We start from the raw sequence: 23,051 nt of genomic DNA, 5'->3' as shown, positions 1-23,051 counted from the left end.
TACCACCTTCGTTGTAATTGGATTACTGATTAAGCGATTTCCATGGTGCCCTACGCTGACGCCTCGGTCGAGTGGCCGGGGAAGAGCGAGAGTGCGGGATCCAGGGCGACCGCGGCGTTGTTCACCGCGGTCGCCACCTCGCCGAAGCCCACCGACATCAACTTGACCTTGCCCGGGTACGCGGTGACGTCCCCGGCGGCGTAGACCCGGTCCACCGTGGTGCGCATCCGGGTGTCGACGACGATGGTGCGCCGGTCCAGTTCGACGCCCCACTCGGCGAGCGGGCCGAGGTTGCTGAGGAAGCCGAGTGCGGCCACCACCGCGTCCGCCTTCAGCACCCGGACCTGGTCCTCGCCGTCGACCCGCACCTGCGCCTCGCGCAGCCGGGAGTCGCCGGTCAGTGCCGTCACCTGGGCGTCGGTGATGATGGTGGCGCCGCACTCGTAGGCCTCGCGGATGCTCGCCGCGTGCGCGCGGAACCCGCTGCGGCGATGGACGAGCGTCACCGACCGGGCGATCGGATGCAGCGCCAGCAGCCAGTCCAGCGCGCTGTCGCCGCCGCCGACGATCACCACGTCGAGGTCGGTGTACTCCTCGGGGGCCGGCACGAAGTAGCTCAGCCCGCGGCCGAGGAACTCCTCGCCGGCCGGAAGGGTGCGCGGGCTGAAGGTGCCGATCCCGGCGGTCACCACCACCGCCCCGGTGTCGACCACCGCACCGTCGGCGAGCGTCACCCGCACCCGTCCGGCCGGGGTGTGCGCGAGCCCGACGGCCTGACGGCCCAGCAGGTAGGTCGGGCCGAAGGCGTCGGCCTGGTCCTTGAGTGCGGCCACCACGTCGCGGCCGCGCGCGGTGGGGACGGCGGCGATGTCGCGGATCTGCTTCTCCGGGTAGAGCGCGGTGATCTGGCCGCCGCACTCGGGCAGCGCGTCCACCAGCACGGTCCGCAGGCCGCGGAAGCCCGCGCAGTACGCGCCGTAGAGTCCGACCGGACCGGCGCCGACGATCAGGATGTCGGTGCTGATGCCGGCGCGGATGTCAGGTGCCACGGTCTCGGTCACGGACCGACCTCCAGGAAGTGGTGGGGCGGGGGGCTGGGTGGAAGCGTCGGCGAGTGTATGAGCCGCCGTGGCCCGCCCGTCACCCGTGATTCCGCTCGGTGGGACACGCGATGGACGCTCGCCGGCGCCGCGGGGAGAGTCGTCGCCGAGGCCGCCGCCGGGACGGCGAACGGCGCAGGCCGGGCGCCTCCCGCAGCGCTCCGCAGACCACGAGGGTAGGAGCCCATGAGCGATGACGTACGCGTGTGGATCGACCAGAAGCTGTGCACCGGTGACGGTCTGTGCATCCAGTACGCGCCGGAGGTGTTTGAGTTCGGCGGCGACGGGCTGGCCTACGTCAAGGAGCACGCCGACGGCGAGCGCCTGAGCGAGGCGGGCGCGCGGGCCGACGTGCCCGAGGCGCTGCGCCTCGAAGTGATCGACGCGGCCGACGGCTGCCCCGGCAACTGCATCCATGTGGTGCGCCGCGAGGACGGGGCCGAGATCGCCGGCCCCGATGCGAACTGACATCCGTTGGCAGAGACAGGACTTGGTGGAGGAGAGGTTCCGGTGTCCGTTTCGATTGAGTCCCAGCCCCGGCTGACCGGGCAGACCCCGTGGTTCGAGGGTGACGTCCCCGCCGAGGCGGTGCCGGAGAAGTACCGGCTGGACCGCGCGTACGTGCCCAAGGGGCGCTATCTCGACCCCGAGTTCCTCAAGCTCGAACTCGAGAAGGTGTTCACCCGGACCTGGCTGGTGGCCTGCCGGGAGGAGGAACTGCCCGGGGTCGGCAACTACGTCGAGTACGAGATCGGCTCGCACTCGGTCATCGTGGTGCGCGAGTCCAGGACCGCGATCAGCGCGTACTACAACGCCTGCCGGCACCGCGGGACCCGGCTGGCCAAGGGGCGCGGCAGGGTCGGTTCGCTGATCTGCCCGTTCCACGGCTGGCGCTGGAACCTCGACGGCTCGATCCGGCTGGTGCTGGACCGCGAGGAGTTCGTGCCGCGCACCGACGAGGACCTGGGCCTGGTCCGGGTGCGCGCGGAGACCTGGGGCGGGTTCGTGTTCATCACCATGGACCCGAACGCCATGCCGCTGCTGGAGTACCTGGACCCGATCCCCAGGATCTTCGAGCCGTTCCAGTACCAGAACATGCGCATCCGCTGGCAGAAGGGCGTCATCCTGCCCTGCAACTGGAAGACCGCGCTGGACGGGTTCCTGGAGGCCTACCACGTGGCCGGGACCCATCCGCAGCTGTTCCGGTTCGACAAGTCCAACACCAACATCGCCTCGCTGGCCGAGCTGGAGAACCGGGTCTGGTCGCCGACCACCACGTACGAGCGGCACGCGCACTACTCCAGCATCGGGCAGAAGAAGAACACCAGCGCCGACGCGGGCAAGGACCCGACCGCCCGCGGCACCAACGACGTGGTCGACCCGCGGCTGAGCGTCGCGCTGAGCGTCCAGTACATCGCCGACGACATGCGCGGGCTGGAGAACGACCGCAGCTGGCGCGCCGCCGAGGCGCTGAAGACCGCCGAGGTGCCCGAGGGCATGAACGCGGGCGAGTACATGCTGCAGCTCTACCGGGAGCTGTCGGTCGCCGAGGGCTACGACTGGCCGGAGATCCCGGCCGAGAAGTGGGCCGACGCCGGCACCGCGTGGAACGTCTTCCCGAACACCATCCTGCTGCCCAACCAGGGCTCCTCGTTCATGTACCGGGCCCGGCCCAACGGCGACGACCCGGACAGCTGCGTGTTCGAGATCTTCAGCCTGGACCAGGTCCCGGTCGCCGACTACGGCAGGAAGCGGGACCACCAGCCGGAGTTCTTCGAGGACTTCCGCGACGCGGACCTCGGCGAGGTCTTCACCCAGGACCTGATGAACGCCAAGGAGGTCACCGTCGGCATGCACTCCCCGAGCTTCGACGGCCACCGGCTGAGCGAGGACCAGGAGATGACCATCTACAACCACCACCGGGTGGCCGACCGCTACCTCTGGAGCGAGTGAACCGGACCCCCGACAGGACCCCGGCGGCAGCGCTCCAGCCTTGGAGCGCCGCCGCCGGGGTCCTGTGTGTCTGCTGGGCCTGCAAGGTTCTTGACAGCCCATCCGGTGGGGATGATCCTACTAACAGGATACTCATTTAGCTCATTGACCCGCGCGGACCGGCCCAGGGACAGGGCGGAATCGGTCGGCGGCGGGAGGCGCCGCAGCCGGACTCACTCCTGCGGTCTGAGGGCAAAGGTGCCCTGAATAGGAGGAAGCCATGTCTTTGAGCATGTCGACGAGAACACTCACCCAGCCGGCGGACACCCGGCACGAGGACGACGAGGACGGCGGCCTGCACGGCTCGGACCGCACCGTGCTGGGGCGGATCGCGGTCATCATGGCGGCCTTCAGCGACGGCCGGCAGGTGCTCAGCCTCGGTGACCTGCGTGAGCGGACCCGGCTGCCGAAGTCGACGCTGCACCGGCTGGCCGACCAGCTGTGCGGGGTCGGCTGGATCGAACGCGACCCGGGTGGTTACCGGGTGGGCCTGCGGATGTTCGAACTGGGCAGCCTGGCGGTGGCCGGGACCAGGCTGCAGGAGGCCGCGCTGCCGCACCTGCAGGCGCTGGCGGCGCGCACCGGGATGGCCGCCCAGCTCGGCGTCCTGGACCAGGCCGAGGTGGTCTACCTGGAACGCGTCACCTCGGGCCCGCTGCGGCTGCCTACCCGCCGCGGCGGCCGCAAGCCGGCCCACTGCACCGCACTGGGCAAGGCCCTGGCCGCCTTCGACGACGAGTCCGTGCAGGACGTGGTCAGCGCGCGGATGCCCAGGAGGACGGCGAACACCATCACCGAACCGCTCGCGCTGCACGCGGAGCTGATGCGGGTGCGCGAGGCCGGCGTGGCCTTCGACCGCGGTGAGGTGTACGAGGGGCTGGCCTGCGTCGCCGCGCCGATCCGCGGTGGGGACCGGGTGATCGCGGCGGTGTCGGTGACCGGGCCGGTGGGCAGGATGCGCTGGGCCGCGCTGGCCGAGGCGGTGTCCGGCACCGCCGAGGCGATCCGCAATGCGAACCTGAGCGCCGGAGGGGTCGCTGCCCGGCAGTGACCCCTCCGTGGCTCCGAGCGGGACCGGCGCCGGGTCAGCGCCGGACCCAGCCCTCGTCGTGCCAGTAGGTCAGCAGCTCGGCCATCGGCTCGGGCCAGGTCTCGGTGTAGGAGACCCCTTCGGGGCCCGCCGTCATCAGGTAGGGGGTGCCCGCCCGGCTGATCCAGAACTCGCCGGGGCCGACGGTGCGGCTGCCCTCCTCCCCGTCCCTGCCCCAGGTGACGTGGAACTGGCCGGCGAAGACGATGATCATCTCGTCGAGGTTGTGGTGGTGCCGGGGCACCGCGAAATCGGGGGAGCAGCGCAGGCCGTTGATGTTGAACTCCCGGTCCACTTGTGTGGAGACCCACATGTTGCCGCCGAAGGTCTTCTCGAAGTTCACCGGGGCATCGGCAAGTTGGCCGCCCTCGGCCCACAGGTAGCTGGGCAGGACATCGAGGGGCATGTCCATCCAGCCCTCGTCGTTCACCAGACTGAAGTTCTCGATTGGCATGCGGCGAGTGTGTCGAACCGGGCGGCGGGCGGCATTCCCCGGTCCCGATGGGCGGAACGCCGGCGCATCCCGTCAGGTGGAACCGCTCGGTGACACCGTGTCCGGGCCGCTCCTACGGTTGCCGGGTGACTATCACTTTCGGCAATCTCCTAGAGGATTCGGACTGGGTTCCGATGTCCCTCGACCAGCAGAACCACCCGAACTACTTCTGGAACGACGGTGGTTCGCTGGGCGATGCCCCGGTGGACTTCGCGGCGACCTTCGACGGTGCGATGTGGGTGACCACGAAGCCGATCGACGTCCCGCGCTTCAACCGCAATCCGCTGCGCGTGCGAGCGGACTTCACCGTGCCGCGCCATCACCACGACCTCGACGAGATGCTGTTCGTACTCGCCGGCGAGTACGTCATCGAGTACGAGGAGGGTGGGGCGAAGCAGGTCGTCCGGGTCGGGCCGGGCGAGGTGTTCCTCAGCCGGGCCGGCACCCCGTACACCATGACCGCCGGGCCCGAGGGCGTCACCTACATCGAGACCTGGCCCAGGCCGGTGGCCGAGCTGAAGACCTACTGGCACGACTTCGGCTGGGTGCGGGGAGGCCGGGGATGAGCGAACTGACGCACGACGCCACCAGCAGGACGGTCGACACGCCCCGGGGCCCCCTGCACTACCACGAGGCCGGTGACGGCCCCCCGCTGCTGCTGCTCCACGGCTCCGGCCCGGGGGTGAGCGGCTGGGCCAACTTCGGCGCCAACCTGCCGGTCTTCGCCGCCCACTTCCGCACGCTGGTGCTGGACTTCCCGGGGTTCGGCAAGAGCTACCCGAGCGAGGGCAACCCGATGTTCGCGGCGCTGCCCGCCGCGCTCGACTTCCTGGACGCACTCTCCCTCGACGCCGTTCCGGTCGTGGGCAACTCCATGGGCGGCAACGTCGCCGCACGGCTGGCCGCAGGCCAACCGGACCGGGTCAGCCGGCTGGTCACCATCGGCGGCGTGGGGCTGCCGCTGTTCAGCGCAGCCCCGCCCGAGGGCATCAAACTCCTGGTCCAGTTCGTCCAGGAGCCCACCCGCGAGCGGTTGCAGGCCTGGATGGAGTCCATGGTCTACGACACCGCCATCCTGACCGACGAGTTCGTCGAGATGCGCTGGAAGGCGGCGTCGGCCCCGGACGCGCTCGCCGACCTCGGCAGACTGTTCAACGCCGGGTCGCTGGCGGCCATGCGCGACGTCCGCACCGGCGCAGCCGACCAGGCCCGGATGCTCACCTCGATCCAGGCGCCGACGCTGCTCACCATCGGACGCGACGACCGGGTCACGCCGCTGGACAACGCACTGCTGCCGATGCGGCTGATCCCCAGGTGCGAGCTGCACGTCTTCCACGACTGCGGGCACTGGGCGATGATGGAGCGCAAGAACGAGTTTGAAGACGTGGTGCTGTCGTACCTGCTGCGCGACCGGAAGGCGTCGGGCGGCCGGTGAACCGGGGGAGACCGAGATCTGCGCTGCTGTGACCGCCACCGTTGCCGACGCCGGGACTCCTCGCAGCGCGCCGTCGTCCGACAGACGCGCGGTCCAGGTGGCGCGACGGATCGAGGACGAGATCCTCGCCCGCGGCTGGCCCGTGGGCGAGGTGCTCGGATCCGAGGCCGAGCTGCGCGAGCGGTTCGGGGTCAGCCGGTCGGTGCTGCGCGAGGCGGTGCGGCTGCTGGAGCACCACCAGGTGGCCCGGATGCGCCGGGGGCCCAACGGCGGACTGTTCGTGGCCGCGCCCGACATCGGGCCGGTGACCCGCGCGCTGGTGGTCTACCTCGAGTTCGTCGGCACCAGCGTCGACGACCTGATGCGGGCCAGGCTGCTGCTGGAACCGCTCAGCGTGCGGCTGGCGGCAGGCGCCGTCACCGAGGAGCTCCGCAGCCGGCTGCGGGAGGTCCTGGCGATCGAACGGGAGCGCTGGGACGAGTGGGACCTGCGCACCGACGACGACCTGCACGTGATCCTCAGCCGCTCCTCGGGGAACGCGGCGCTGCGCCTGCTGATCGAGGTCCTGGTGCGGCTGACCGCGCGCTACGCGCGGGCCTCGCAGAGCATCCCGGGGGAGGACCCGGACGCGGAGAAGGCCGGGGCGCACCAGCGCAACATCCGTATCGTCGAGGCCGTCAGCGCGGGCGACGCCAAGGCTGCCGAGGCCGTGATGGCCGAGCAGCTGGAGTGGTCGGCGCAGTGGATGAAGGACCATCAGGCGCGCCGCCCCGCCGGGCAGCTGCTGCTCGGCCCGTCGGACGCCCGGCGGAGCAACGGCCGCAAACTGGCCGAGCTGGTCGCCGACCGGATCCACGACGACATCGCCGCCGACGGCTGGCGCGTCGGCAGCGTCTTCGGCTCCGAGGCCGACCTGCTGGGCTGCTACGGGGTGTCGCGGTCGGTGCTGCGCGAGGCGGTGCGGCTGCTGGAGCACCACAGTGTGGCGCGGATGCGCCGCGGGGCCGGTGGCGGACTGGTGGTGCAGGCTCCGGATCCCACGGCGAGCATCCACACCACCGCCCTGTACCTCGACCGCGAGGGGATCGGCCCGGCTGACCTGTGCGAGGTGCGCGAGGCGATCGAGCTGGCCTGTGTGCAGGCCCTGGCGGGCGGGGCCGTCCCGCCCGGGGCCGCGGACCGGCTGCGCGCGGCCGTCGGACACGGCGACGCCTTCCACCGCGAGCTGGCCTCGGCGGCCGGGAACCCGGTGCTGGCGGTGTTCCTGCGCATCGTCACCGAGCTGTGGACCCGTCAGGGTGCCGGCGACCCGCCGTCCGCCTGTCTGGGTGACGAGGAGGACCGGCAGGCCCACGGCAGCATCCTGGAGGCGGTCGGCGCCGGGGACTGCGGACTCGCCCAGCAGCTGATGCGACGTCATCTGCAGGCGCTGGCCGATGAGGCCGGCCGGGCTCCCGCCCGGCCGGCCGTCGATCAGCCCTGCTCCGCCAGGTCGAGCGCGGCGATGTAGGAGAAGGCCATCGAGGAGCCCACCGGCACGCCGGCGCCGGCGTAGATCCGGCCCGACATCGGGGCCATGGTGTTGCCCGAGGCGTACAGCCCGGTGATCGCCGAGCCGTCGGTCCGCAGCACCCGGGCGTGCTCGTCGGTGCGCAGGCCGCCCTTGGTCCCGAGGTCGGAGAGGACGATGGTGGCCGCGTAGAACGGCCCCTTGTCGATCACGCCCAGGACCGGGTTGGGGCCGTCGGTGTGGGCTCCGGCCAGGTGGGTGACCATCAGGTCCCAGGGCGACTCGCCGCGGCCGAACTGCTCGTCCTTGCCCGCCCGCGCGTAGCCGTTGAACTGGTCGACGCTCTTGATCAGGGCCGCGGCGGGCACCCCGATCAGCTCGGCGAGCTCCTCCAGGGTGTCCGCCCGCCTGAGGACTCCGGCCTCGACGAACTTCTCCACGTCGAACCAGCCCGGCACCTCCGGTGCCACCGGCAGGGTGGCGAAGGCCCGCTCGTTGTCGAGCTGGCGCTGGTCGAACACCCAATGGGTGGAGAGCTGGCCCAGGCGCAGCATCTCGTGGCCGGCCCGATCGTAGGGCAGGCGCTCGTTCATGAAGCGCTCGCCCTCGCCGTTGACCCAGATGCCGCTCCACACCGAGGTGTAGAACACCGGCCGGGTGTCCGGCACCACCAGTCCGGGGGCGTACCAGGCCTCCTCCAGCAGGTCGGTGGCCGCGCCGACGGCGATTCCCGCGGTGAGCGCGTCGCCGGTGTTGCCCTCGCAGCCCTGGGTCCACTCGTCGCCCACCGCCGGCTGGAAGCTGCGGCGCAGTTCGCCGTTGCGCTCGTACCCGCCGGCCGCCAGGATCACGCCGCGGCGGGCGCGGAAGGTCACCTGCTCGCCGTCCTGCAGGGCCACCACGCCGGTGACCCGTCCGTCCTCCACCAGCAGGCTCTGCAGCGCGGTGTTCACCCGCAGCGAGCCGTTGCCGGTCTCCATGTAGGCCAGCAGCGCCCGGCCGATCAATGCCTGACCGCCGATCAACTGCAGGCCGGGGTGCACGCCCCAGCGCTCGGTCCACAGCGGCCGGCGCAGCAGCGGCTCCAGGCTGCCGAGCTCGGCGCGCGGGAAGTCGGGCGGGAAGACGGTGCGGCCCTGCGCCAGGCTTCCGGGGCGGCCCTCGAAGTAGTCCGGCACGCCCTTCCACTCGAACCACTGGAACAGCGGGTTCTGCTCCAGCTCATCGATCATGCGCGGGCCCGCCTGCAGGAACGCCTCGCGCAGCGCGACCGGTGCGTCGTCGCCGATGATCGCGTCCAGGTAGGGGCGGGCGGCCTCAGGGCTGTCCTCGACGCCGGCCCGCTGCTCGGCGGCGTTGCCGGGCAGCCAGATGCCCGCGCCCGAGTAGGAGGTCGTGCCGCCGACGTACGGGGTCTTCTCGATGACCAGCGTCCGCAGCCCGCGGGAGGCCGCGGTGTAGGCGCCGATCAGTCCGCCTCCCGAGCCGACGACGATGACGTCGTACTCGTCCCCGGTCGCACCTTGCTCGCTCATGCCCGTTCCCTTCGCCATGGTGGATGAAGAAGTCACTGCTTGACCGTGTCCGTGACCGCGTTCGACGCCGCTTCGAGCTGGGCGAAGCCCTCGGCGCTCTGCGGCCCGAGCTCCATCACCTCCACGAAGTGGCCCAGCTCGGCCGTCATGTCGAGGTATCCGAAGCGGATGTCGCCGCTGACGCCGAACTGCGCCCATTCCTTGCCGGCGGCCGCGACGACCGCGGATGCCTCGTCGAAGTCGTCGATCCGGAAGCCGAGGTGGTGCAGGGTGGCCGGCCGCCCGGGTCGTACCGCGCCGCGGTAGAGGTCGACCGCGCCGCTGACCGGGCGGATGATCTCCAGATTGGTGGCGCCCGCGTTGACCAGGGCGACGTCGATGACCCACTCCTCGGCCGGAACGCCGTCGACCACCACGAAGGAGGAGCCCGGTTCGCCGCCGAGGGCCGGGGGGCGTCCGCCGCCCAGCGAGGACTTGTAGTGCTTGACGCAGTCCACGGTCCCCAACGTGGACTCGAAGTACGCCGTCGCGGCGTCGATGTCGTCCGTCACGTATCCGAGCTGCATGACGTTGCGGAAGAGGTCACTCAAAGAGCGCACCGGACCCCCTGGTCCAAGGAAGGAAGTTGTCGGCCGACTTTCCAACGGGGGAGCGGGACGGGTCCATCGAGCATCCCGGCAGGTGGAACCGGGGCGTGCCGCGCGGCCTCCGGGCGGTGAGGATGGCCGGGTGACCCCACCCCTGAACGTGCCCGCGATCGAGCGCAGCCTGATGACCATGCGCACCTCGGTCGGCCAGCTGGAGGCCATCGGCCCGGTGGACGCCGCCCGGCTGGCGGGTGACCCCGCGGTCGGGGTGGTGGTGGAACGGGTCCTGGCGCTGCTCGCGGACCTCTCCGGTGTGATCAACCGTCAGATCTCGTCGGTGGTCCTGGATGAGGCGCCGGGGCCGTCGGCGGGCTCGTTCGCCTCGGTGGCCCGGGCCGGGGTGATCGACGGACGGCTGGCGACCGCGCTCACCCCGCCGGAGGGGCCGCACCACGTGCTGGTGCAACTGCTGATGGACGCCGAACCCGGGGCGGTCGCTCCGGTCGTGGCCGCCGCGCTGTGCGGCTACCGCGACTACGCAGACCTGGTCGCCGACTGGACCATGCGTCAAAAATAGGCATATGATTTAGCTGATAAGGAGTGATCATGGGACGCTTGGACGGCAAGGTCGTCTTCATCACCGGCGCCGCCCGCGGCCAGGGCCGCGCGCACGCGGTACGCGCCGCGGCGGAGGGGGCGGACATCATCGGCGTGGACATCTGCGCCGACATCGACTCCAACCAGTACCCGCTGGCCCGGCGCGAGGACCTGGAGGAGACGGAGCGTCAGGTTGCCAAGCAGGGCCGGCGGATGGTCGCCAGGGTCGCCGACGTGCGCGACCGGGGCGCCCTGGCCGGGGCCCTCGCCGACGGCGTGGCCGAGTTCGGCAGGCTCGACGGTGTCGTCGCCCAGGCGGCCATCTGCCCGCTGGGCACCACCGACGGAGACGCGTTCGTCGACGCCGTGGCTGTCGACTTCTGCGGAGTCTTCAACACCATCGAGGCCGCTCTGCCGCACCTGGGCGCGGGCGCCTCCATCGTCGCCACCGGCAGCCTCGCGGCGCTGGTCCCCGGCAGCCTCGACAACGTCGCCAAGGGCTCCGGTGGGCTCGGCTACTCCTGGGCCAAGCGCGCGGTCGCCTCGCTGGTGCACGACCTCGCAGCCGCCCTCGCCTCCCGGAACATCCGCGCCAACGCGGTACACCCCACCAACGTCAACACCGACATGCTCAACAGCGACGTCATGTACCAGGTGTTCCGTCCCGACCTGGCCGAACCCGGCCGCGCCGACGCCCTGGAGTCGTTCACCTCCCAGACGGCGATGGGGATCCCCTACGTCGAACCGGAGGACATCGCGGACGCCGTGCTGTTCCTGCTGTCCGACGAATCCCGCTACATCACTGGCCTGCAGATGAGGGTCGACGCGGGCGGCTACGTCAAGCTGCGCCCGCAGGCCCCGGCATTCTGACGGAGGAGTACACACACATGGACATCAAGGGTGCGGTAGCGCTGGTCGCCGGCGGCGGCGGTGGCTTCGGGGCCGCCTCGGCCCGCCGGCTGCACGCGGCCGGGGCCAGGGTCGTGGTCTGCGACCTGGACGAGGCCAAGGGCAAGGCGGTCGCCGAGGACCTGGGCGACGGCGCCGTGTTCGTCCGTACGGATGTCACCGACGAGGACAGCGTCCAGGCGGCGCTGGACCAGGCGGCGGAGCTGGGGCAGCTGCGCATCGTGGTCGTCGCGCACGGCGGCCGCGGCGGCTCGCGGACCCTTGACCGGGACAACCGGCCGGCCCCGCTGGAGTCGTTCACCCGGGTGGTCGAGGTCTTCCTCAACGCGACCTTCAACATCGGCCGCCTGGCCGCGGCGGCGATCGCGCGCAGCGAACCACTGGAGCACGGGGAGCGCGGCGTCATCATCAACACCGCGTCCATCGCCGCCTACGACGGAACGATCGGCCAGGCCGCCTACAGTGCGGCCAAGGGCGGCATCGTGGCGATGACCCTGCCGCTGGCCCGCGACCTCGCGCCGCTGGGCATCCGGGTGGTCACCGTCGCCCCGGGCACCTTCCTGACCCCGGCCTTCGGGGACGCCGACCCGGCACAGCTGGACGCCTACTGGGGCGCCGCGGTCCCGTTCCCCAAGCGGATGGGTCGCCCCGAGGAGTACGCCCAACTGATCCAGCAGATCGCCGAGAACGTCTACCTCAACGGCGAGACCATCCGCCTGGACGGAGCCCTGCGGTTCACCCCGAAGGGCGCCAAGTAGGCATTCGCCTCTTGACGTCCTCACCACGTTGCCACCGGAAGAGGGACCATGTCATCCGACGCCGCCACGGTCCGCAGCGAGCGGCGAGGCCGGGTCCTGGTGATCCGTATCGACCGCGAGGCCAAGCGCAACGCGATTGACCGGGTGACCACCGCAGGCATCGACGAGGCGCTCAACCTGCTCGACGACGACGGTGAGTTGTGGGCCGGCGTGATCACCGGAACGGCGTCGGTGTTCTGCGCCGGCTCCGACCTGAAGAACGGAACGGGCGGCGGCACCGAACGGGGCGGCGAGTACGGAGTCATCAGACGCCGCCGGACCAAGCCGCTGATCGCAGCCGTCGAGGGCCCGGCCTACGGGGGCGGGTTCGAGATCGCGCTCGCCTGCGACCTGGTGGTCGCCTCGGACACCGCGCGGTTCGCGCTCCCGGAGAGTCGCAGGGGAGTGGTGGCCTCCTCGGGCGCCCTCTTCCGCGCGATGCGCGCCCTGCCGCTCAATGTCGCCAAGGAACTGCTGATCACCGGCGCCGTCCTGGACGCCGAACGCGGCCACCAACTCGGCTTCGTCAACCGCCGGTGCGGCGCAGGCGAAGCCCTCGCGACCGCACTGACCCTGGCCGAGGACGTCTGCCTCTCCTCACCCGTCTCGGTCGCAGCGAGCCTGGCCGCCCTCGCCACACTTCACGAGGACGAGGATGCGGCGGGCTGGGAAGCCGGCGCCCAGGCCGTCGAGCGGGTCAAGGCCGGCGAGGACATCAAGGAAGGCGTCGCCGCCTTCTTCGAGAAGCGCCGCCCCCGGTGGCGAGGCCGCTGAGCGGCTTCGCCACCGGGGACGGGCGCTTCAGTCGGCGAGCTTGAGGGAGACCCGGATCGCGTCGCGGTCCGGCTGTTCGCGGGCGAGGAGGGACAGGCCCTCGCCGACGGTGTCGAGGGTGACGACCTCGCCGAGCAGGTCGGCGGTCGGGACCTTGCCCTGCCTGATCAGCTCGACCGAGGTCTTGACGTGGTCGCCGGGGAAGCCGGCGTGCAGGTGGAGTTGGCGCATGGGGATCAGGTCGCTGATGAAGCCCTCCACCGGCTTGCGGTCCTTGAGGCCGCCGATCACCACCGTGCCGCCGCGCTGGGCCATCTGCATGCCCTGCGTCACTGTCGCGGTCGAGGCCGAGGCGGCGTCGATGACCACGCTGACGCCGTCGCCGGTGAGCTCGCGGATCCGGTCCACGGGATCGGTGGTGCTGATGTCGATGGCCTCCTCGACGCCCAGCTTGCGTGCCGCGTCCAGCCGCAGGGAGTCCGAGGCGGTACCGGTGATGAAGATCCTCTCGGCACCCGCGGCGCGGGCCGCGACGATCGAGGCCAGCCCCAGGTGACCCGGCCCCAGGATGGCGACCGAGTCGCCGGGCCGTACGGCTGTCGCCCACCGGACCGCGATGGCCAGTGGCTCCCAGAGCGTCAGCTCCTCGGCCGGGATGTCGTCGGGGAGCGGTTCCAGCAGTGTCTCCGGCAGCAGTTCCATGTAGTCCGCGTAGCCGCCGGACAGGCCCGACCGCTCGTCGACGCCGAAGTCGTGGCCGTAGACCCGGATGCCGCCCGGCAGCGGGACGGACTCGCGCACGGCGACGCGCCGGCCTTCCTCAACGCCCCATCGGGCGCGGGCCTCGTCGGTGAGCGCGTGGATGCGTCCGACGATCTCGTGGCCGGGGATCGAGGGGTAGGCCCCGCCCCACGGGGTGTGCACGATGCCGTGCAGGTGGTCGATGTCGCTGTGGCACATGCCCACGGCCTCCACCCGCAGGACGGCACCGCCAGGAGGCGGGGAGGGCACCGGGAACTCCCGCAGCTCCCAGGTGCCGTCACCGGGCATCACTACGGCTCTACTGATCTGCGGCATGAATACGTCTCCCAGTCGTCACGGGTCGTCACGGGTCGTCAGGTGTCAGTCGGTCGGGCTGCCGGTGTGCAGCCGGGCCAGGCGCAGCCCCTCGCTCTGGCTGGGCGCCTGGATCCGCCACTCGCCGCAGGAGCACCAGCACAGGTAGTGGTCCCCGTCGGGGACGACCGCCTGTCCGTCGCACTGCCCGGCGGAGTTCGCGATGCCGGCGAGGAACTCGGACGGTGCGTCGTCGAGCGCGCTCTCGTGGTCGGCCACGGTCACTCCCCTCCCAGGGGCGGGTCAGCGATGTGGAAGACCGGCAGCAGCCAGCCGTCCGAGATGGGGTGGAAGTCGACGGTCAGTTCGGTGCCGATGCGGATGTCGGCGGGGGCGGCACCGACGACGTTGGTGACCAGCCGGGCCCCCGGGGCGTCCGGCAGGTCCACGACCACCGGGACCAGCGTGATGTCCGCCAGGCCTGGGAAGCCCTGGACCACCGTGTAGGTGTACACCGTCGCCCTTCCCGACAGCTCGACCCACTCCACCGAGGCGGACTGGCAGTGCGGGCAGAAGGGTGTGGGCGGCAGCCGGAAGGCGGCGCAGTCGGCGCACCGGGGTGCGACCAGCCGGCGCTCCCTGGCGGCCTGCCAGAACGGCTCGGTGCTCGGGTCAGTGGTGATCCGCACGAGTTCGGCGGGCAGGGCTGTGGCCTTCCCGGTTTCGCTCATCGGTCACGTCCCAGGATCAGGCCGCTGACCGGGAGGGCGGCCGGGCCGCCGGTCACCAGGGCCAGTTCGGCGTCGGTGACCTGGTTGATCGCGGTGCCGCGCATCTGCTCGACTCCCTCGACGATGTGGGTGGCCCCGATGATGTAGGCCTCGGAGAGCTGCCCGCCGTGCGGGTTGACCGAGACGCGGCCCGGCTTGCGTTCGGGGGAGTGCCTGATGGCACCGCTGAGCACGTACGCTCCGCCCTCGCCCTTGCCGCAGAAGCCGTAGTCCTCCAACTGCATCAGCACCATGGGGGTGAAGTGGTCGTAGATCAGCGCCACGTCGATGTCCTCCGCGGTGACCCCGGCGCGCTGGTAGAGCCGTTGGGCGATCGACTTGTGCCCGGAGGAGGCGAAGGTCTCGTCGTCGGGCATGCCGAACCAGGAGAACGCTCGGCCCCATTCGCGGGTGCCGCCGTGGGCGACCGAGACGACCGGCACCGGCTTCTGCCGCAGGTCGCGCGCCCGCTCGATCGAGGTGGTGACCACCGCGACCGCGCCCTCGCTCTCCATGCAGAAGTCGTACAGGCACAGCGGATCGGCCAGCATCCGGGCGCCGAAGTACTGATCGTGCGTCAGCGGCTCTCGGTAGCGGGCCTTGGGCCGGTTGAGGGCGTTGGCCCTGGTCGACATCGCGATCTCGGCGAAGGCGTCCCGGGTGGTGCCGTACTGGTGCATATGACGCCGGGTCAGCAGCGACATCAGGTGTCCGGGCCCGGCGAGTCCGGACGGCTGGACGAACGACGCGAGCGGCGTGGACGCCTTGGCGGCGAACACGGTCCCCAGCCGGGTACGCTGCTGGAGGGCCATTACGGTCACCACGATCGAGGCGTCGCCCGCGACGATCGCCGCCCGGGCCAGGCCGATGGCACCGGCCGAGCCGCCGCCGCCACCGGTCAGCGCGGCGGAGAACCTGAGCTCGCGGATGCCGAGGGTCTCCACGAACTCGCCGGCTTCCATCTGGTCGGCGTACCCGGCGCGGGCGAGGGAGTAGAAGGCCAGCCCGTCGACGTCCCTGACCGAGAGGCCGGCGTCCGCGCAGGCAGCCAGGATGGCCTCCCCGGCGAGCTGGTTGATGCTCTTGTCGGCGCTCTCGCCGCGCTTGTAGTAGGGGGTCGCGCCGACGCCGACGATGGCGGTGTCGCGGAGCCCTGAGTGCCTCAGCCTGACGTTCTTTGACATCGGGTCAGACCGTCTCGTCGACGGGAACCGGCGGCACGTGCGGGAAGAGCTCCAGGAACGCCCCCTGGGTGATCCGCAGCCGGGTCTCCTCGCTGACGCCGTCGAACAGCTGCTTGAGGGTGTCCTGGGTGTGGCCGTAGGTGCCCTCCATGTGCGGGTAGTCCGACCCGAACATGACGTTGCGGTAGCCCATCGCGTCGAAGGCCGCTACGGCGCTCTCGTCATGCTGGAAGGACGCGTAGACCTGGGTCATCAGGATGTCCTTGGGGTCCCGCTTCAGCTCCGGGCGCACCGCCATCCGGTGCTGCCGGTAGCCCTCGCGCATCCGGTCGCCCAGGAACGGGATCCAGGTGGCCCCGCCCTCGGAGATCAGCACCTTCAGGTCCGGGTGCCGGTCCAGCGCGCCGGAGGCCACCAGCTTCATGGCGGCGCGCTGGCCGGAGAAGGTGGTCTCGGTGTAGTTCATCACCGCGCCGCCGGGCCCGCGGTAGGCGACGCCGACGCGCTCGGAGGTGAAGTCGACCGGGTCGGTGCCGATGTGGATGGCGAGCACCATGTTGGCCCGCTCGGCTGCGGCCCAGAACGGCTCCCATTCGTTCCGGTGCCAGTCGGGGGCGCTGGGGTGCGGCCGGGTCGGCAGGAACACCGCCTTGAAGCCCTGCTCGGCCGCCCACTCCAGTTCGGACACGGCGTCCTCGACCGTGAGCGTGGAGACCTGGGCGGTGACCACGTAGCGGTCGGACACCGATGCGACCTCCTCCAGGGCCCACTCGTTGCTGGCCCGCATGCAGGCCTTCAGCAGTTCGGGGGTGCGGAAGGTGGAGGCCCACATGCCCAGCGAGGGGAAGATCACCTCGGCCCAGACCCCCTCCTGGTCCAGGTCGCCCAGCCGGAGCCTGGCGTCACGGATGCCGGCCGCCTTGCGGCTCTCCTCCAGGAAGGTCACCGCCGCCGAGGTGGGCAGCTTGCGGCGGAAGCTCTGACCGTCCACGTGCACGGTCTCGTACTCGCCGTCAGGATCCTTGGCGGCCTTCGGGGTCAAGGCCGCGAGCCGTCGGGGCAGTCGCGACTCCCACAGGTCCTCCGGTTCGAGGAAGTGCGAATCGCCGGAGTTCGTCCAGAGTTTGGGCATGCAGGGCCCTCCGCAGCGCAGGCGGCGCGAGGCCGCTCAGGTGTGTCGGTCGCATCGAGCATTCCACTCAATTATTTAACTGTCTACCTTTTCTAAGAGCAGTCCCTTATCTTTTGGTCATGTCCGACCACGATCACGACCACGACCGGGACGTGCGGCGCAGGCGCCGCCACTCCGCCGGAGACGCCACCCGCGAGCTGCTCATGGTGACCGCCGAGCGCCTCTTCGCCCTGAACGGCATCGAGGCCGTCACCCTGCAGCAGATCCGGTCCGAGGCGGGGCAGTCGAACTCGTCCGTGATCGCCTATCACTTCGGTTCGCAGGCCGGCCTGGTGCGCGCCCTGATCGCGTTCCGCTACGTGCGGATCAACGCCCGGCGGGCCGAACTGCTCAGCGAGGTCCGCGCCCAGGGGGTACCCGGCGACCCCTGGGCGGCGGTGTGGCTGATCGTGCGGCCGCTGGTCGAGAGCATCGAGGCGGGGGAGATGTTCGTTCCGTTCCTGGCCCGGGTGAGCGCCAACCCGCGGACCTTCGCGCAGTACCTTCCCGAGGGCGCCGACGACTCGTCCTTCGGCCTGCTCGGAGACCTGGTCCCCGACCTGATGGCCGCGCTGCCCGAGCGGGCCCGGCGGGGCCGCCAGGTGCAGCTGTACAACAGCGTGCTCAACCTCCTGGCCGAACTGGCACGCGGCCGGCACCACATCAGCGAGGCCCAGCTGAGCAACTACGTCGACGGCTGGGTGGGCATGCTCACGGCTCCGCTGTCGGCTGCGACAGCGGAGCTCATGGGGCAGGAGCCGGGTACCCCGGAGGGCCGCGGCTGAGCTGTGCCTGCCGGCGTCAGGCGGCGGGATCCGTCAGCCGCGCGGAGAGTGACGGAACGTCGGCGAGGGCACGCAGCATGTCGTTCAGGTGGGTGCAGCCCAGCGGGCCGGCCAGGCGCTTCAGCACGGCCTGGCGCAGCCCGCCGAGCGGCTGCCCGACCAGTGCCCCGACGTTGAGGACGGCCAGCGGGCACTCGTCGTAGGGCAGCACCCGGGCGACGGGGGCGACCGCGCGCAGGGTCTGCGAGTCCAGATCGGCCTGCGCCGTCAGGCTGTACTCGTGGATCGACTGGCGGCCGCCCTCGGGGAGGGTCGAGGAGTCCTGGAAGAAGGCGTCGACATGGACGGTGGAGCCGTCGATCCAGACGTCGATCCGGCGCGCGCGGCGCATGGCCACCCCGGTGTGGACCGGGTACTCGTGCCAGGCGAGGTCGTCGTCCACGGCACCGATGTCCACGGCTAGTGCCCGATTCTGACGCCAGATCAGGGTGCCGTCCTGGCGCAGGGCGCTGGAGCCGCGCTGGTATCCGGTGCAGACGTCGGTCATCACCCGCCGGCTCACGTCGGCCTTGAGCTCGCGGTACAGCTCGGGGTCGTACCAGCGCTGGAACGCGGAGCCGGAGACCAGGGTGGCGCCGGGGACGTCGTCGAGCAGCAGGTGCAGCGGGGTGCCGGCAGCGGCCTCGGCCGCCGCCGGCACGGACATCCGGGCCCGGAAGCCCGACATGGCCGACTCGCCCACCAGGTCCCGCAACAGCGGCAGCGGGGGCGTCGAGGTGATCGTCCGGACCACCCGTCGCGGATCGCTGACCATGCCGAGCCGGGCCTCGGCGACAGCTCCGGCCGAGCCATCGCTCAGGGTCAGCAGGTCGCGGGCACGGCCGTCCAGGACGGTGTCGCCGCCCAGGCCGTCCGGCCAGGTGAAGTCCATGGTGGAGGTGCGGCGGACGGATCCGGGCCGCCGCAGCGGTGCCGACAGAACGGATCCGGTCGGCCTCAGCTCTTCGGGTACGGGGAGGCTCATCGCACCACGTCCCTGCTGCGAAGGTCCGCTATGGACTCGGCACTGCGGCCCAGCTCGCGCAGCAGTGCGTCGGTGTGCTGGCCCAGGGTGCAGCCGGCGTCCGCCTTGACCGCCGAGCGCGAGAAGCGGCTGAGCGGAGCCAGCCGCCGGTGCTCGTCGAAGATGGGGCTCACCGCATCCACGGCGTAGCCGGCCCGGTAGAACTCGTCGGACTGCATCCGCCATTCGGCGTTCTCCTGGCAGACGGCGACGCAGCCGACGTCGCGGGCGGTCAGGTCCGCCTCCCAGGCGTCCTTGGTCCGGGTGGCGAAGATGCGGCTGAGCACGTCGGTGAGTGCGTCGCCGTTGGCCTCGCGTGCGTCAGCGGTGGAGAAGCGCTCGTCGCCAAGGTCGCTGTGGCTGCTCAGGGCGGTGGCCAGTGCGGACCAGTCCCGTTCGGCGGAGGCCGCGAGGAAGACCCAGCCGTCCGAAGCGCGGTAGAGGCGGTGCAGCGGACCGGTGCCCTGGAAGCCGTCGTCGACCCTGGTCAGCGGGGGCCGGTCGGCATAGCTGGTGTTGCGGCCGATGAGTGCCTGGGTGCAGCTGCCGAGCATGGTGGTCACCATGCCGGTCAGGGCGATGCCCCGCTGTCTGGCGTACAGGCCCAGCAGCAGGGCGGAACCCACGCTCAGCGCGGCGATCCCGTCGGCCTGGACGGCAGGTACGGCGCCGCCGGCCCACCGTTCGCGTGCCCCGCGCAGCAACTCCTCCTGGTTGGCCGGGCTGGCCCCGGCCGTGGCCGCGTCCGTCAGTGCGATTCCCGAGGCGGCGCCGATGGAGGGCGCGTAGGCCGGCTTGTGACCGTAGGGTCCGTCGATGCCGTAGCCGGGGGAGTTGAGGTAGACCAGGTCGGGGTTGACGGCCTTGAGCGAGGCCTCGTCGATGCCGAGGCGCTCGGTGACGCCGGCGCGGTAGCACTGCAGCACCAGGTCGCTGCGCCGGGCCAGGTCGAGGACGACGGCCAGGCCCTCGGGCGTGCGGAGGTCGAGCGCGATGCTCTCCTTGCCCTGGAGCACCTTGGCGCCGCCGGCCTCGGGGAAGGCCATGACCGAGCGGATGGTGTCGCCCTCCAGCGGCTCGACCTTGATGACGCGTGCGCCGAGATCCGTCAGCAGGGTCGCGCCGTAGGGTGCGGCGAACATCCCGCCCAGCTCCAGGATCGTGACCCCGGCCAGCGGAAGGCCGCCGGTTCCCGCAGCAGGGCCCTGTGCTGACGGTGTCTCAAGCTCGGGGACAGCCTGGGCGGCCAGCCGGCGCAGCTCCTCGCTGTGCTCGCCCGGTCTCGGTGCGCGGCGGATCTCGGTGAGCGGGCGCCCGGCCGCGTGCACCAGCGTCGAGGGCTGGCGCACGGGGCCCAGGTCGGGGTCGTCCACGGTGACCGCCCGGCCCTCGTGCAGGATCTGCGGATGGTCGAGGGCCTGGTCGGGTGTGCGGAACTGCTCACCGAAGACGTTGGAGTTGCGTGCGAAGGTCGCCTCCCACTCCGGCAGGGTCCGGGCGCCGACCTCGGCCAGCATCCTGGTCCACCACTCGAAGCGCAGCTCGGGGGTGGGCAGGTCGGGGAAGTCCGTCCACTTCGGATCCTTCAGCTCGTCCGCCAGGCCCAGCTCCTCCAGCCAGGCCTGCATCAGCCGCGGCGCGGTGTGGGCGAACTGCAGCCAGGTGCCGTCCTTGGTCGCGGCGACCAGCAGGGCGTACATCAGCCGTGTCTGCGGCCGTCCCTGCGCGTCGAAGGCCGCGATCTGCGGGGTGAAGGCATCGGGGTAGCGGTGCAGGATCATCTCGTAGAACCAGTTGTACGGGTCCAGCGCGCCCACGCTCGACACCAGGTCGGATTCGACCACCTGGCCGAGGCCGCTGCTCTCGCGCTCGAACAGCGCGGCGAGGATGCCCTGGACCGCCGTCTGCGCGGCGGCGTAGCAGGCGTACGGCGTGGAGACGTAGGCCGGATCGGGGCCCGGTGACAGCTGCCGCTTCGAGTGCATGACCCCGGTCTTGGCCATGACCAGGCTCTCGTAGCCCTTGTAGTCGGCCCACGGGCCGTGCGACCCCCAGCCGGTGATCTTCGCGGCCACCAGGCGGGGATAGGCCTCGGCGAGGCGCTGCGCGGTGAAACCGTGCCGCTCGGCTGCGGCCGGCCGCATCGTGGTGACCAGCACGTCGGCCTGGAGCAGCAGGCCGTCCAGGACGGGGCGGTCCTCGGAGTCCAGGCCGATGTCCAGGGTGATGCTGCGCTTGCCGCGCAGCAGCCCGGGCCAGCCGGGGTCGGCGCGCAGTGGGCTGCCGCCCGGCGGCTCGACCAGGACGACGTCCGCGCCCGCGTCGGCCAGGAACTGCGTGGCCTGTGCGCCCGGCAGGGTGGTCGAGAGGTCGACGACGAGCAGCCCGGCGAGGGGAGCGCTGGTGGCAGGCCGGGTCCCGGCGGTCACTCTGACGCTCCGTGAGCTCCGTGGACGCGGGACGTCGGATCGGGGCGGGTCGCCGCGACCAGGCCGCCGTCGACCAGCAGGTCGATGCCGGTGATGTAGGAGGCGCGGTCGGAGGCCAGGAACTCGATCGCGTCGGCTGTCTCCACCATGGTCCCCTCGCGGGCGATGGGCAGTCGCCGCATCAGCGCCAGCTTGACCTCCCTGTTGGGCCCGTCGAGTTCCCGGGCGCCCATCGGGGTGGCGATCGGTCCGGGGGAGACCGAGACGATCCGTGCGCCTTTGGCGCCCCAGGCCGACACCTGGCGGCGGCACATCCGGTTGAGGGCGAACTTGGAGAGCCGGTAGGCCTGCAGCGGCGTCTGCTCCTCCGGGGTGAAGAGCCGGTCGAGACGGCTGAAGAAGTCCGGCGCCAGCGGATCGTCCAGCACCTCGGTGACCTCCTGGGCCGGAGGGTCGGCGAGGTGGCCGGCGGAGGAGGAGACGAACACCGCCGCGCTGCCCGGGGCCGCCAGGCCCAGGCAGGCGCTCTCCATCAGCGCGGTGCCGATCAGGTTCACGCTGAAGATGCCGTGCCAGTCGTCCATCGACGGGGAGAGCCCGGCGACATGGGCCAGGGTGCGCAGCGGGCCGCGCTCGGCCACGAACTCCGCGAGCCCCGCGACCGAGGCCGGATCCGTCACGTCGCACTCGACGGCGACGGCGTCCACGCCGTCCTCGCGCAGTGCGGCCTCCCGCTCCTCGTTCGCCTTCGCGGACCGGCTGGCCAGCACGATCCGGTGGGACTGTCCCAGGCGGCGGGCGGTCGACATGCCCATCCCGCCGCCGCCGATGACCAGCGCGGTCGGCTGCCCCGGCCGTGCGTTGGGGTTCGTCGTCATGGTTGCTGTGCTCCCTGTGGTTGCAGTGCGAACTCCGCCGTTCCGTCCACGACCACCGATCCGTCGCCGGCCTTGCGGAGCCGGATCGCCAGTTCCACCCGTTGCTCGCGGTCGACCTCGAAGACCCGGACGACCTTCGCCGACGCCGTCAGCGTGTCGCCGCGGTGGACCACCTCGCGGAACCTGGTGCGGTAGCGGCGCACACCGGTCTCCCCCAGGTGCTCGGTGCAGTAGGCGGCGAGCCAGCCGGCGCTGAGCATCCCGGCGCTGAACGCGGCGGGGTAGCCGGCCGCGCGGGCGAAGTCGTCGTCGTGGTGGATCGGGTTCATGTCGCCGCTGGCGCCCTGGTAGCGGACGATGTCGGTCGCGGTGACCGGGCCGAAGCTGCGTTCCGGCAGGGTGGCGCCGGGTACCGGGTCGATCATGGGTGCTCCCGCTGGAGGTAGGCCGAGGTGTACCGGCACTCGGCGCGCAGTTCGCCCTGCCCGTCCTGGAGGACCGGCTCGTCGTGGAAGGAGACAGTGAACCGGACCACGACCATGGCCCGCCCGCTCCTGGTCTGCTTGACGCGCACGTCGCGCAGCTGCTCCGAGGCGTGCAGCCGGTCGCCGGCCCGGGGCAGTGCACCGTGGTAGACGTACTCCTGCTCCAGCGAGAGCAGGGAGTGCCTACCTGCCTCCACTCCGGCTTCCGCGCAGGCCTTCAGCACCTGCGGGGAGCGCAGGCTCTCGCCGATGGGCGTCCAGAACACCACCGTCGCCAGGAAGGTCGGCGGGACCGGGGCGTGCGGGTCGTCCAGGTACTCCGGCCGCGCCGCCCCCGTCGCCTGCGCGTACTCGCGTACCTTGCCCCATTCGATGGGCATCACTGCCATCATCTGCTCCTTGGTGATCAGT

Annotated in this window: 25 protein-coding genes; 11 read left to right on the top strand and 14 right to left on the bottom strand. The window is 71.4% G+C overall.

Going from position 1 to position 23,051, the window contains the following annotated elements:
• Positions 1 to 50: 50 nt before the first annotated feature.
• Positions 51 to 1,061 (bottom strand): NAD(P)/FAD-dependent oxidoreductase, encoded by a 1,011-nt coding sequence (locus tag ABUW04_RS03265; RefSeq protein ID WP_380562485.1) that lies wholly within the window; start codon positions 1,059 to 1,061, stop codon positions 51 to 53.
• 225 nt (positions 1,062 to 1,286) lie between these two features.
• On the opposite strand from ABUW04_RS03265, the gene ABUW04_RS03260 reads away from it, so the two are divergent.
• From ABUW04_RS03260 to ABUW04_RS03250, 3 genes are all read left to right on the top strand, one after another.
• Positions 1,287 to 1,568: a ferredoxin gene (locus ABUW04_RS03260; RefSeq protein WP_030258494.1), complete on the top strand. Its 282-nt coding sequence runs from the start codon at positions 1,287 to 1,289 to the stop codon at positions 1,566 to 1,568.
• Positions 1,569 to 1,610: 42 nt separating this feature from the next.
• A complete protein-coding gene (locus tag ABUW04_RS03255) occupies positions 1,611 to 3,053 on the top strand; it encodes an aromatic ring-hydroxylating oxygenase subunit alpha (protein ID WP_380562483.1) in 1,443 nt (480 codons plus the stop codon).
• A gap of 271 nt (positions 3,054 to 3,324) precedes the next feature.
• Positions 3,325 to 4,143 (top strand): IclR family transcriptional regulator, encoded by an 819-nt coding sequence (locus ABUW04_RS03250; RefSeq protein ID WP_051725835.1) that lies wholly within the window; start codon positions 3,325 to 3,327, stop codon positions 4,141 to 4,143.
• 34 nt (positions 4,144 to 4,177) lie between these two features.
• Here the strand turns inward: ABUW04_RS03250 and ABUW04_RS03245 are convergent, their stop codons facing one another.
• The gene (locus ABUW04_RS03245; RefSeq protein WP_380562481.1) at positions 4,178 to 4,636 is read right to left on the bottom strand and encodes a hypothetical protein; all 459 of its coding nucleotides are present in this window, start codon (positions 4,634 to 4,636) and stop codon (positions 4,178 to 4,180) included.
• 173 nt (positions 4,637 to 4,809) lie between these two features.
• On the opposite strand from ABUW04_RS03245, the gene ABUW04_RS03240 reads away from it, so the two are divergent.
• The 3 genes from ABUW04_RS03240 to ABUW04_RS03230 are packed head-to-tail and all read left to right on the top strand — an operon-like array spanning position 4,810 to position 7,620.
• Positions 4,810 to 5,241 carry a cupin domain-containing protein gene (locus tag ABUW04_RS03240; RefSeq protein WP_380562479.1) on the top strand — a complete coding sequence of 144 codons (432 nt, stop codon included), beginning with the start codon at positions 4,810 to 4,812 and terminating at the stop codon, positions 5,239 to 5,241.
• Positions 5,238 to 6,110 (top strand): alpha/beta fold hydrolase, encoded by an 873-nt coding sequence (locus ABUW04_RS03235; RefSeq protein ID WP_380562477.1) that lies wholly within the window; start codon positions 5,238 to 5,240, stop codon positions 6,108 to 6,110. The genes ABUW04_RS03240 and ABUW04_RS03235 overlap by 4 nt, the downstream gene beginning before the upstream one ends.
• A 28-nt stretch (positions 6,111 to 6,138) precedes the next feature.
• A complete protein-coding gene (locus tag ABUW04_RS03230; RefSeq protein WP_380562475.1) occupies positions 6,139 to 7,620 on the top strand; it encodes a FadR/GntR family transcriptional regulator in 1,482 nt (493 codons plus the stop codon).
• Here the strand turns inward: ABUW04_RS03230 and ABUW04_RS03225 are convergent.
• Positions 7,584 to 9,155: an FAD-dependent oxidoreductase gene (locus ABUW04_RS03225; RefSeq protein ID WP_380562473.1), complete on the bottom strand. Its 1,572-nt coding sequence runs from the start codon at positions 9,153 to 9,155 to the stop codon at positions 7,584 to 7,586. The two genes, ABUW04_RS03230 and ABUW04_RS03225, sit on opposite strands and share 37 nt — an antisense overlap.
• 32 nt (positions 9,156 to 9,187) lie before the next feature.
• On the bottom strand, positions 9,188 to 9,754 hold the full coding sequence (locus tag ABUW04_RS03220) for a VOC family protein (RefSeq protein ID WP_380562471.1): 567 nt from the start codon (positions 9,752 to 9,754) through the stop codon (positions 9,188 to 9,190).
• 130 nt (positions 9,755 to 9,884) lie between these two features.
• Between ABUW04_RS03220 and ABUW04_RS03215 the strand changes: the two genes are divergently transcribed.
• From ABUW04_RS03215 to ABUW04_RS03200, 4 genes are read left to right on the top strand one after another with little or no spacing between them, the layout of a single operon-like run.
• Positions 9,885 to 10,319 carry a hypothetical protein gene (locus ABUW04_RS03215; protein ID WP_380562469.1) on the top strand — a complete coding sequence of 145 codons (435 nt, stop codon included), beginning with the start codon at positions 9,885 to 9,887 and terminating at the stop codon, positions 10,317 to 10,319.
• Positions 10,320 to 10,348: 29 nt separating this feature from the next.
• On the top strand, positions 10,349 to 11,209 hold the full coding sequence (locus ABUW04_RS03210) for a mycofactocin-coupled SDR family oxidoreductase (RefSeq protein WP_380562467.1): 861 nt from the start codon (positions 10,349 to 10,351) through the stop codon (positions 11,207 to 11,209).
• Between the two features lie 17 nt (positions 11,210 to 11,226).
• Positions 11,227 to 12,006, top strand: a complete 780-nt coding sequence (locus ABUW04_RS03205; RefSeq protein WP_380562465.1) for an SDR family NAD(P)-dependent oxidoreductase — start codon at positions 11,227 to 11,229, stop codon at positions 12,004 to 12,006.
• A gap of 48 nt (positions 12,007 to 12,054) precedes the next feature.
• Positions 12,055 to 12,819 carry an enoyl-CoA hydratase-related protein gene (locus tag ABUW04_RS03200; protein ID WP_380562464.1) on the top strand — a complete coding sequence of 255 codons (765 nt, stop codon included), beginning with the start codon at positions 12,055 to 12,057 and terminating at the stop codon, positions 12,817 to 12,819.
• 27 nt (positions 12,820 to 12,846) lie between these two features.
• On the opposite strand, the gene ABUW04_RS03195 is transcribed toward ABUW04_RS03200, so the two are convergent.
• Genes ABUW04_RS03195 through ABUW04_RS03175 form a run of 5 tightly spaced genes read right to left on the bottom strand, consistent with a single transcriptional unit; the run spans position 12,847 to position 16,961 of the window.
• Complete coding sequence (locus ABUW04_RS03195; RefSeq protein ID WP_380562462.1) at positions 12,847 to 13,896, bottom strand: zinc-dependent alcohol dehydrogenase; 1,050 nt, start codon at positions 13,894 to 13,896, stop codon at positions 12,847 to 12,849.
• 45 nt (positions 13,897 to 13,941) lie between these two features.
• The gene (locus tag ABUW04_RS03190) at positions 13,942 to 14,154 is read right to left on the bottom strand and encodes a hypothetical protein (RefSeq protein ID WP_380562460.1); all 213 of its coding nucleotides are present in this window, start codon (positions 14,152 to 14,154) and stop codon (positions 13,942 to 13,944) included.
• Positions 14,155 to 14,156: 2 nt separating this feature from the next.
• The gene (locus ABUW04_RS03185; protein WP_380562458.1) at positions 14,157 to 14,606 is read right to left on the bottom strand and encodes a Zn-ribbon domain-containing OB-fold protein; all 450 of its coding nucleotides are present in this window, start codon (positions 14,604 to 14,606) and stop codon (positions 14,157 to 14,159) included.
• Positions 14,603 to 15,829 (bottom strand): thiolase C-terminal domain-containing protein, encoded by a 1,227-nt coding sequence (locus ABUW04_RS03180; protein ID WP_380562456.1) that lies wholly within the window; start codon positions 15,827 to 15,829, stop codon positions 14,603 to 14,605. The genes ABUW04_RS03185 and ABUW04_RS03180 overlap by 4 nt, the downstream gene beginning before the upstream one ends.
• Positions 15,830 to 15,833: 4 nt before the next feature.
• Positions 15,834 to 16,961 (bottom strand): amidohydrolase family protein, encoded by a 1,128-nt coding sequence (locus tag ABUW04_RS03175; protein WP_380562454.1) that lies wholly within the window; start codon positions 16,959 to 16,961, stop codon positions 15,834 to 15,836.
• 119 nt (positions 16,962 to 17,080) lie between these two features.
• Here ABUW04_RS03175 and ABUW04_RS03170 point away from each other — a divergent pair, with 119 nt between their 5' ends.
• A complete protein-coding gene (locus ABUW04_RS03170) occupies positions 17,081 to 17,785 on the top strand; it encodes a TetR/AcrR family transcriptional regulator (protein ID WP_380562452.1) in 705 nt (234 codons plus the stop codon).
• Positions 17,786 to 17,801: 16 nt separating this feature from the next.
• Here the strand turns inward: ABUW04_RS03170 and ABUW04_RS03165 are convergent, their stop codons facing one another.
• The 5 genes from ABUW04_RS03165 to ABUW04_RS03145 are packed head-to-tail and all read right to left on the bottom strand — an operon-like array spanning position 17,802 to position 23,020.
• Positions 17,802 to 18,809 carry a DUF2889 domain-containing protein gene (locus ABUW04_RS03165; protein ID WP_380562450.1) on the bottom strand — a complete coding sequence of 336 codons (1,008 nt, stop codon included), beginning with the start codon at positions 18,807 to 18,809 and terminating at the stop codon, positions 17,802 to 17,804.
• The gene (locus ABUW04_RS03160) at positions 18,806 to 21,277 is read right to left on the bottom strand and encodes a CaiB/BaiF CoA transferase family protein (RefSeq protein WP_380562448.1); all 2,472 of its coding nucleotides are present in this window, start codon (positions 21,275 to 21,277) and stop codon (positions 18,806 to 18,808) included. Before ABUW04_RS03160 ends, ABUW04_RS03165 begins: the two co-directional genes overlap by 4 nt.
• Positions 21,274 to 22,155, bottom strand: a complete 882-nt coding sequence (locus tag ABUW04_RS03155) for an SDR family oxidoreductase (protein ID WP_380562446.1) — start codon at positions 22,153 to 22,155, stop codon at positions 21,274 to 21,276. Before ABUW04_RS03155 ends, ABUW04_RS03160 begins: the two co-directional genes overlap by 4 nt.
• Positions 22,152 to 22,580: a MaoC/PaaZ C-terminal domain-containing protein gene (locus tag ABUW04_RS03150; protein WP_380562444.1), complete on the bottom strand. Its 429-nt coding sequence runs from the start codon at positions 22,578 to 22,580 to the stop codon at positions 22,152 to 22,154. Before ABUW04_RS03150 ends, ABUW04_RS03155 begins: the two co-directional genes overlap by 4 nt.
• Positions 22,577 to 23,020 (bottom strand): FAS1-like dehydratase domain-containing protein, encoded by a 444-nt coding sequence (locus tag ABUW04_RS03145; protein ID WP_380562442.1) that lies wholly within the window; start codon positions 23,018 to 23,020, stop codon positions 22,577 to 22,579. The genes ABUW04_RS03150 and ABUW04_RS03145 overlap by 4 nt, the downstream gene beginning before the upstream one ends.
• Positions 23,021 to 23,051 lie beyond the last annotated feature (31 nt).

The organism is Streptacidiphilus jeojiensis (assembly GCF_042510965.1).
Classification (GTDB): domain Bacteria; phylum Actinomycetota; class Actinomycetes; order Streptomycetales; family Streptomycetaceae; genus Streptacidiphilus; species Streptacidiphilus jeojiensis.
Note: the sequence above shows the minus strand (reverse complement) of the source record. Positions and strands in the feature narration are given on the sequence as shown.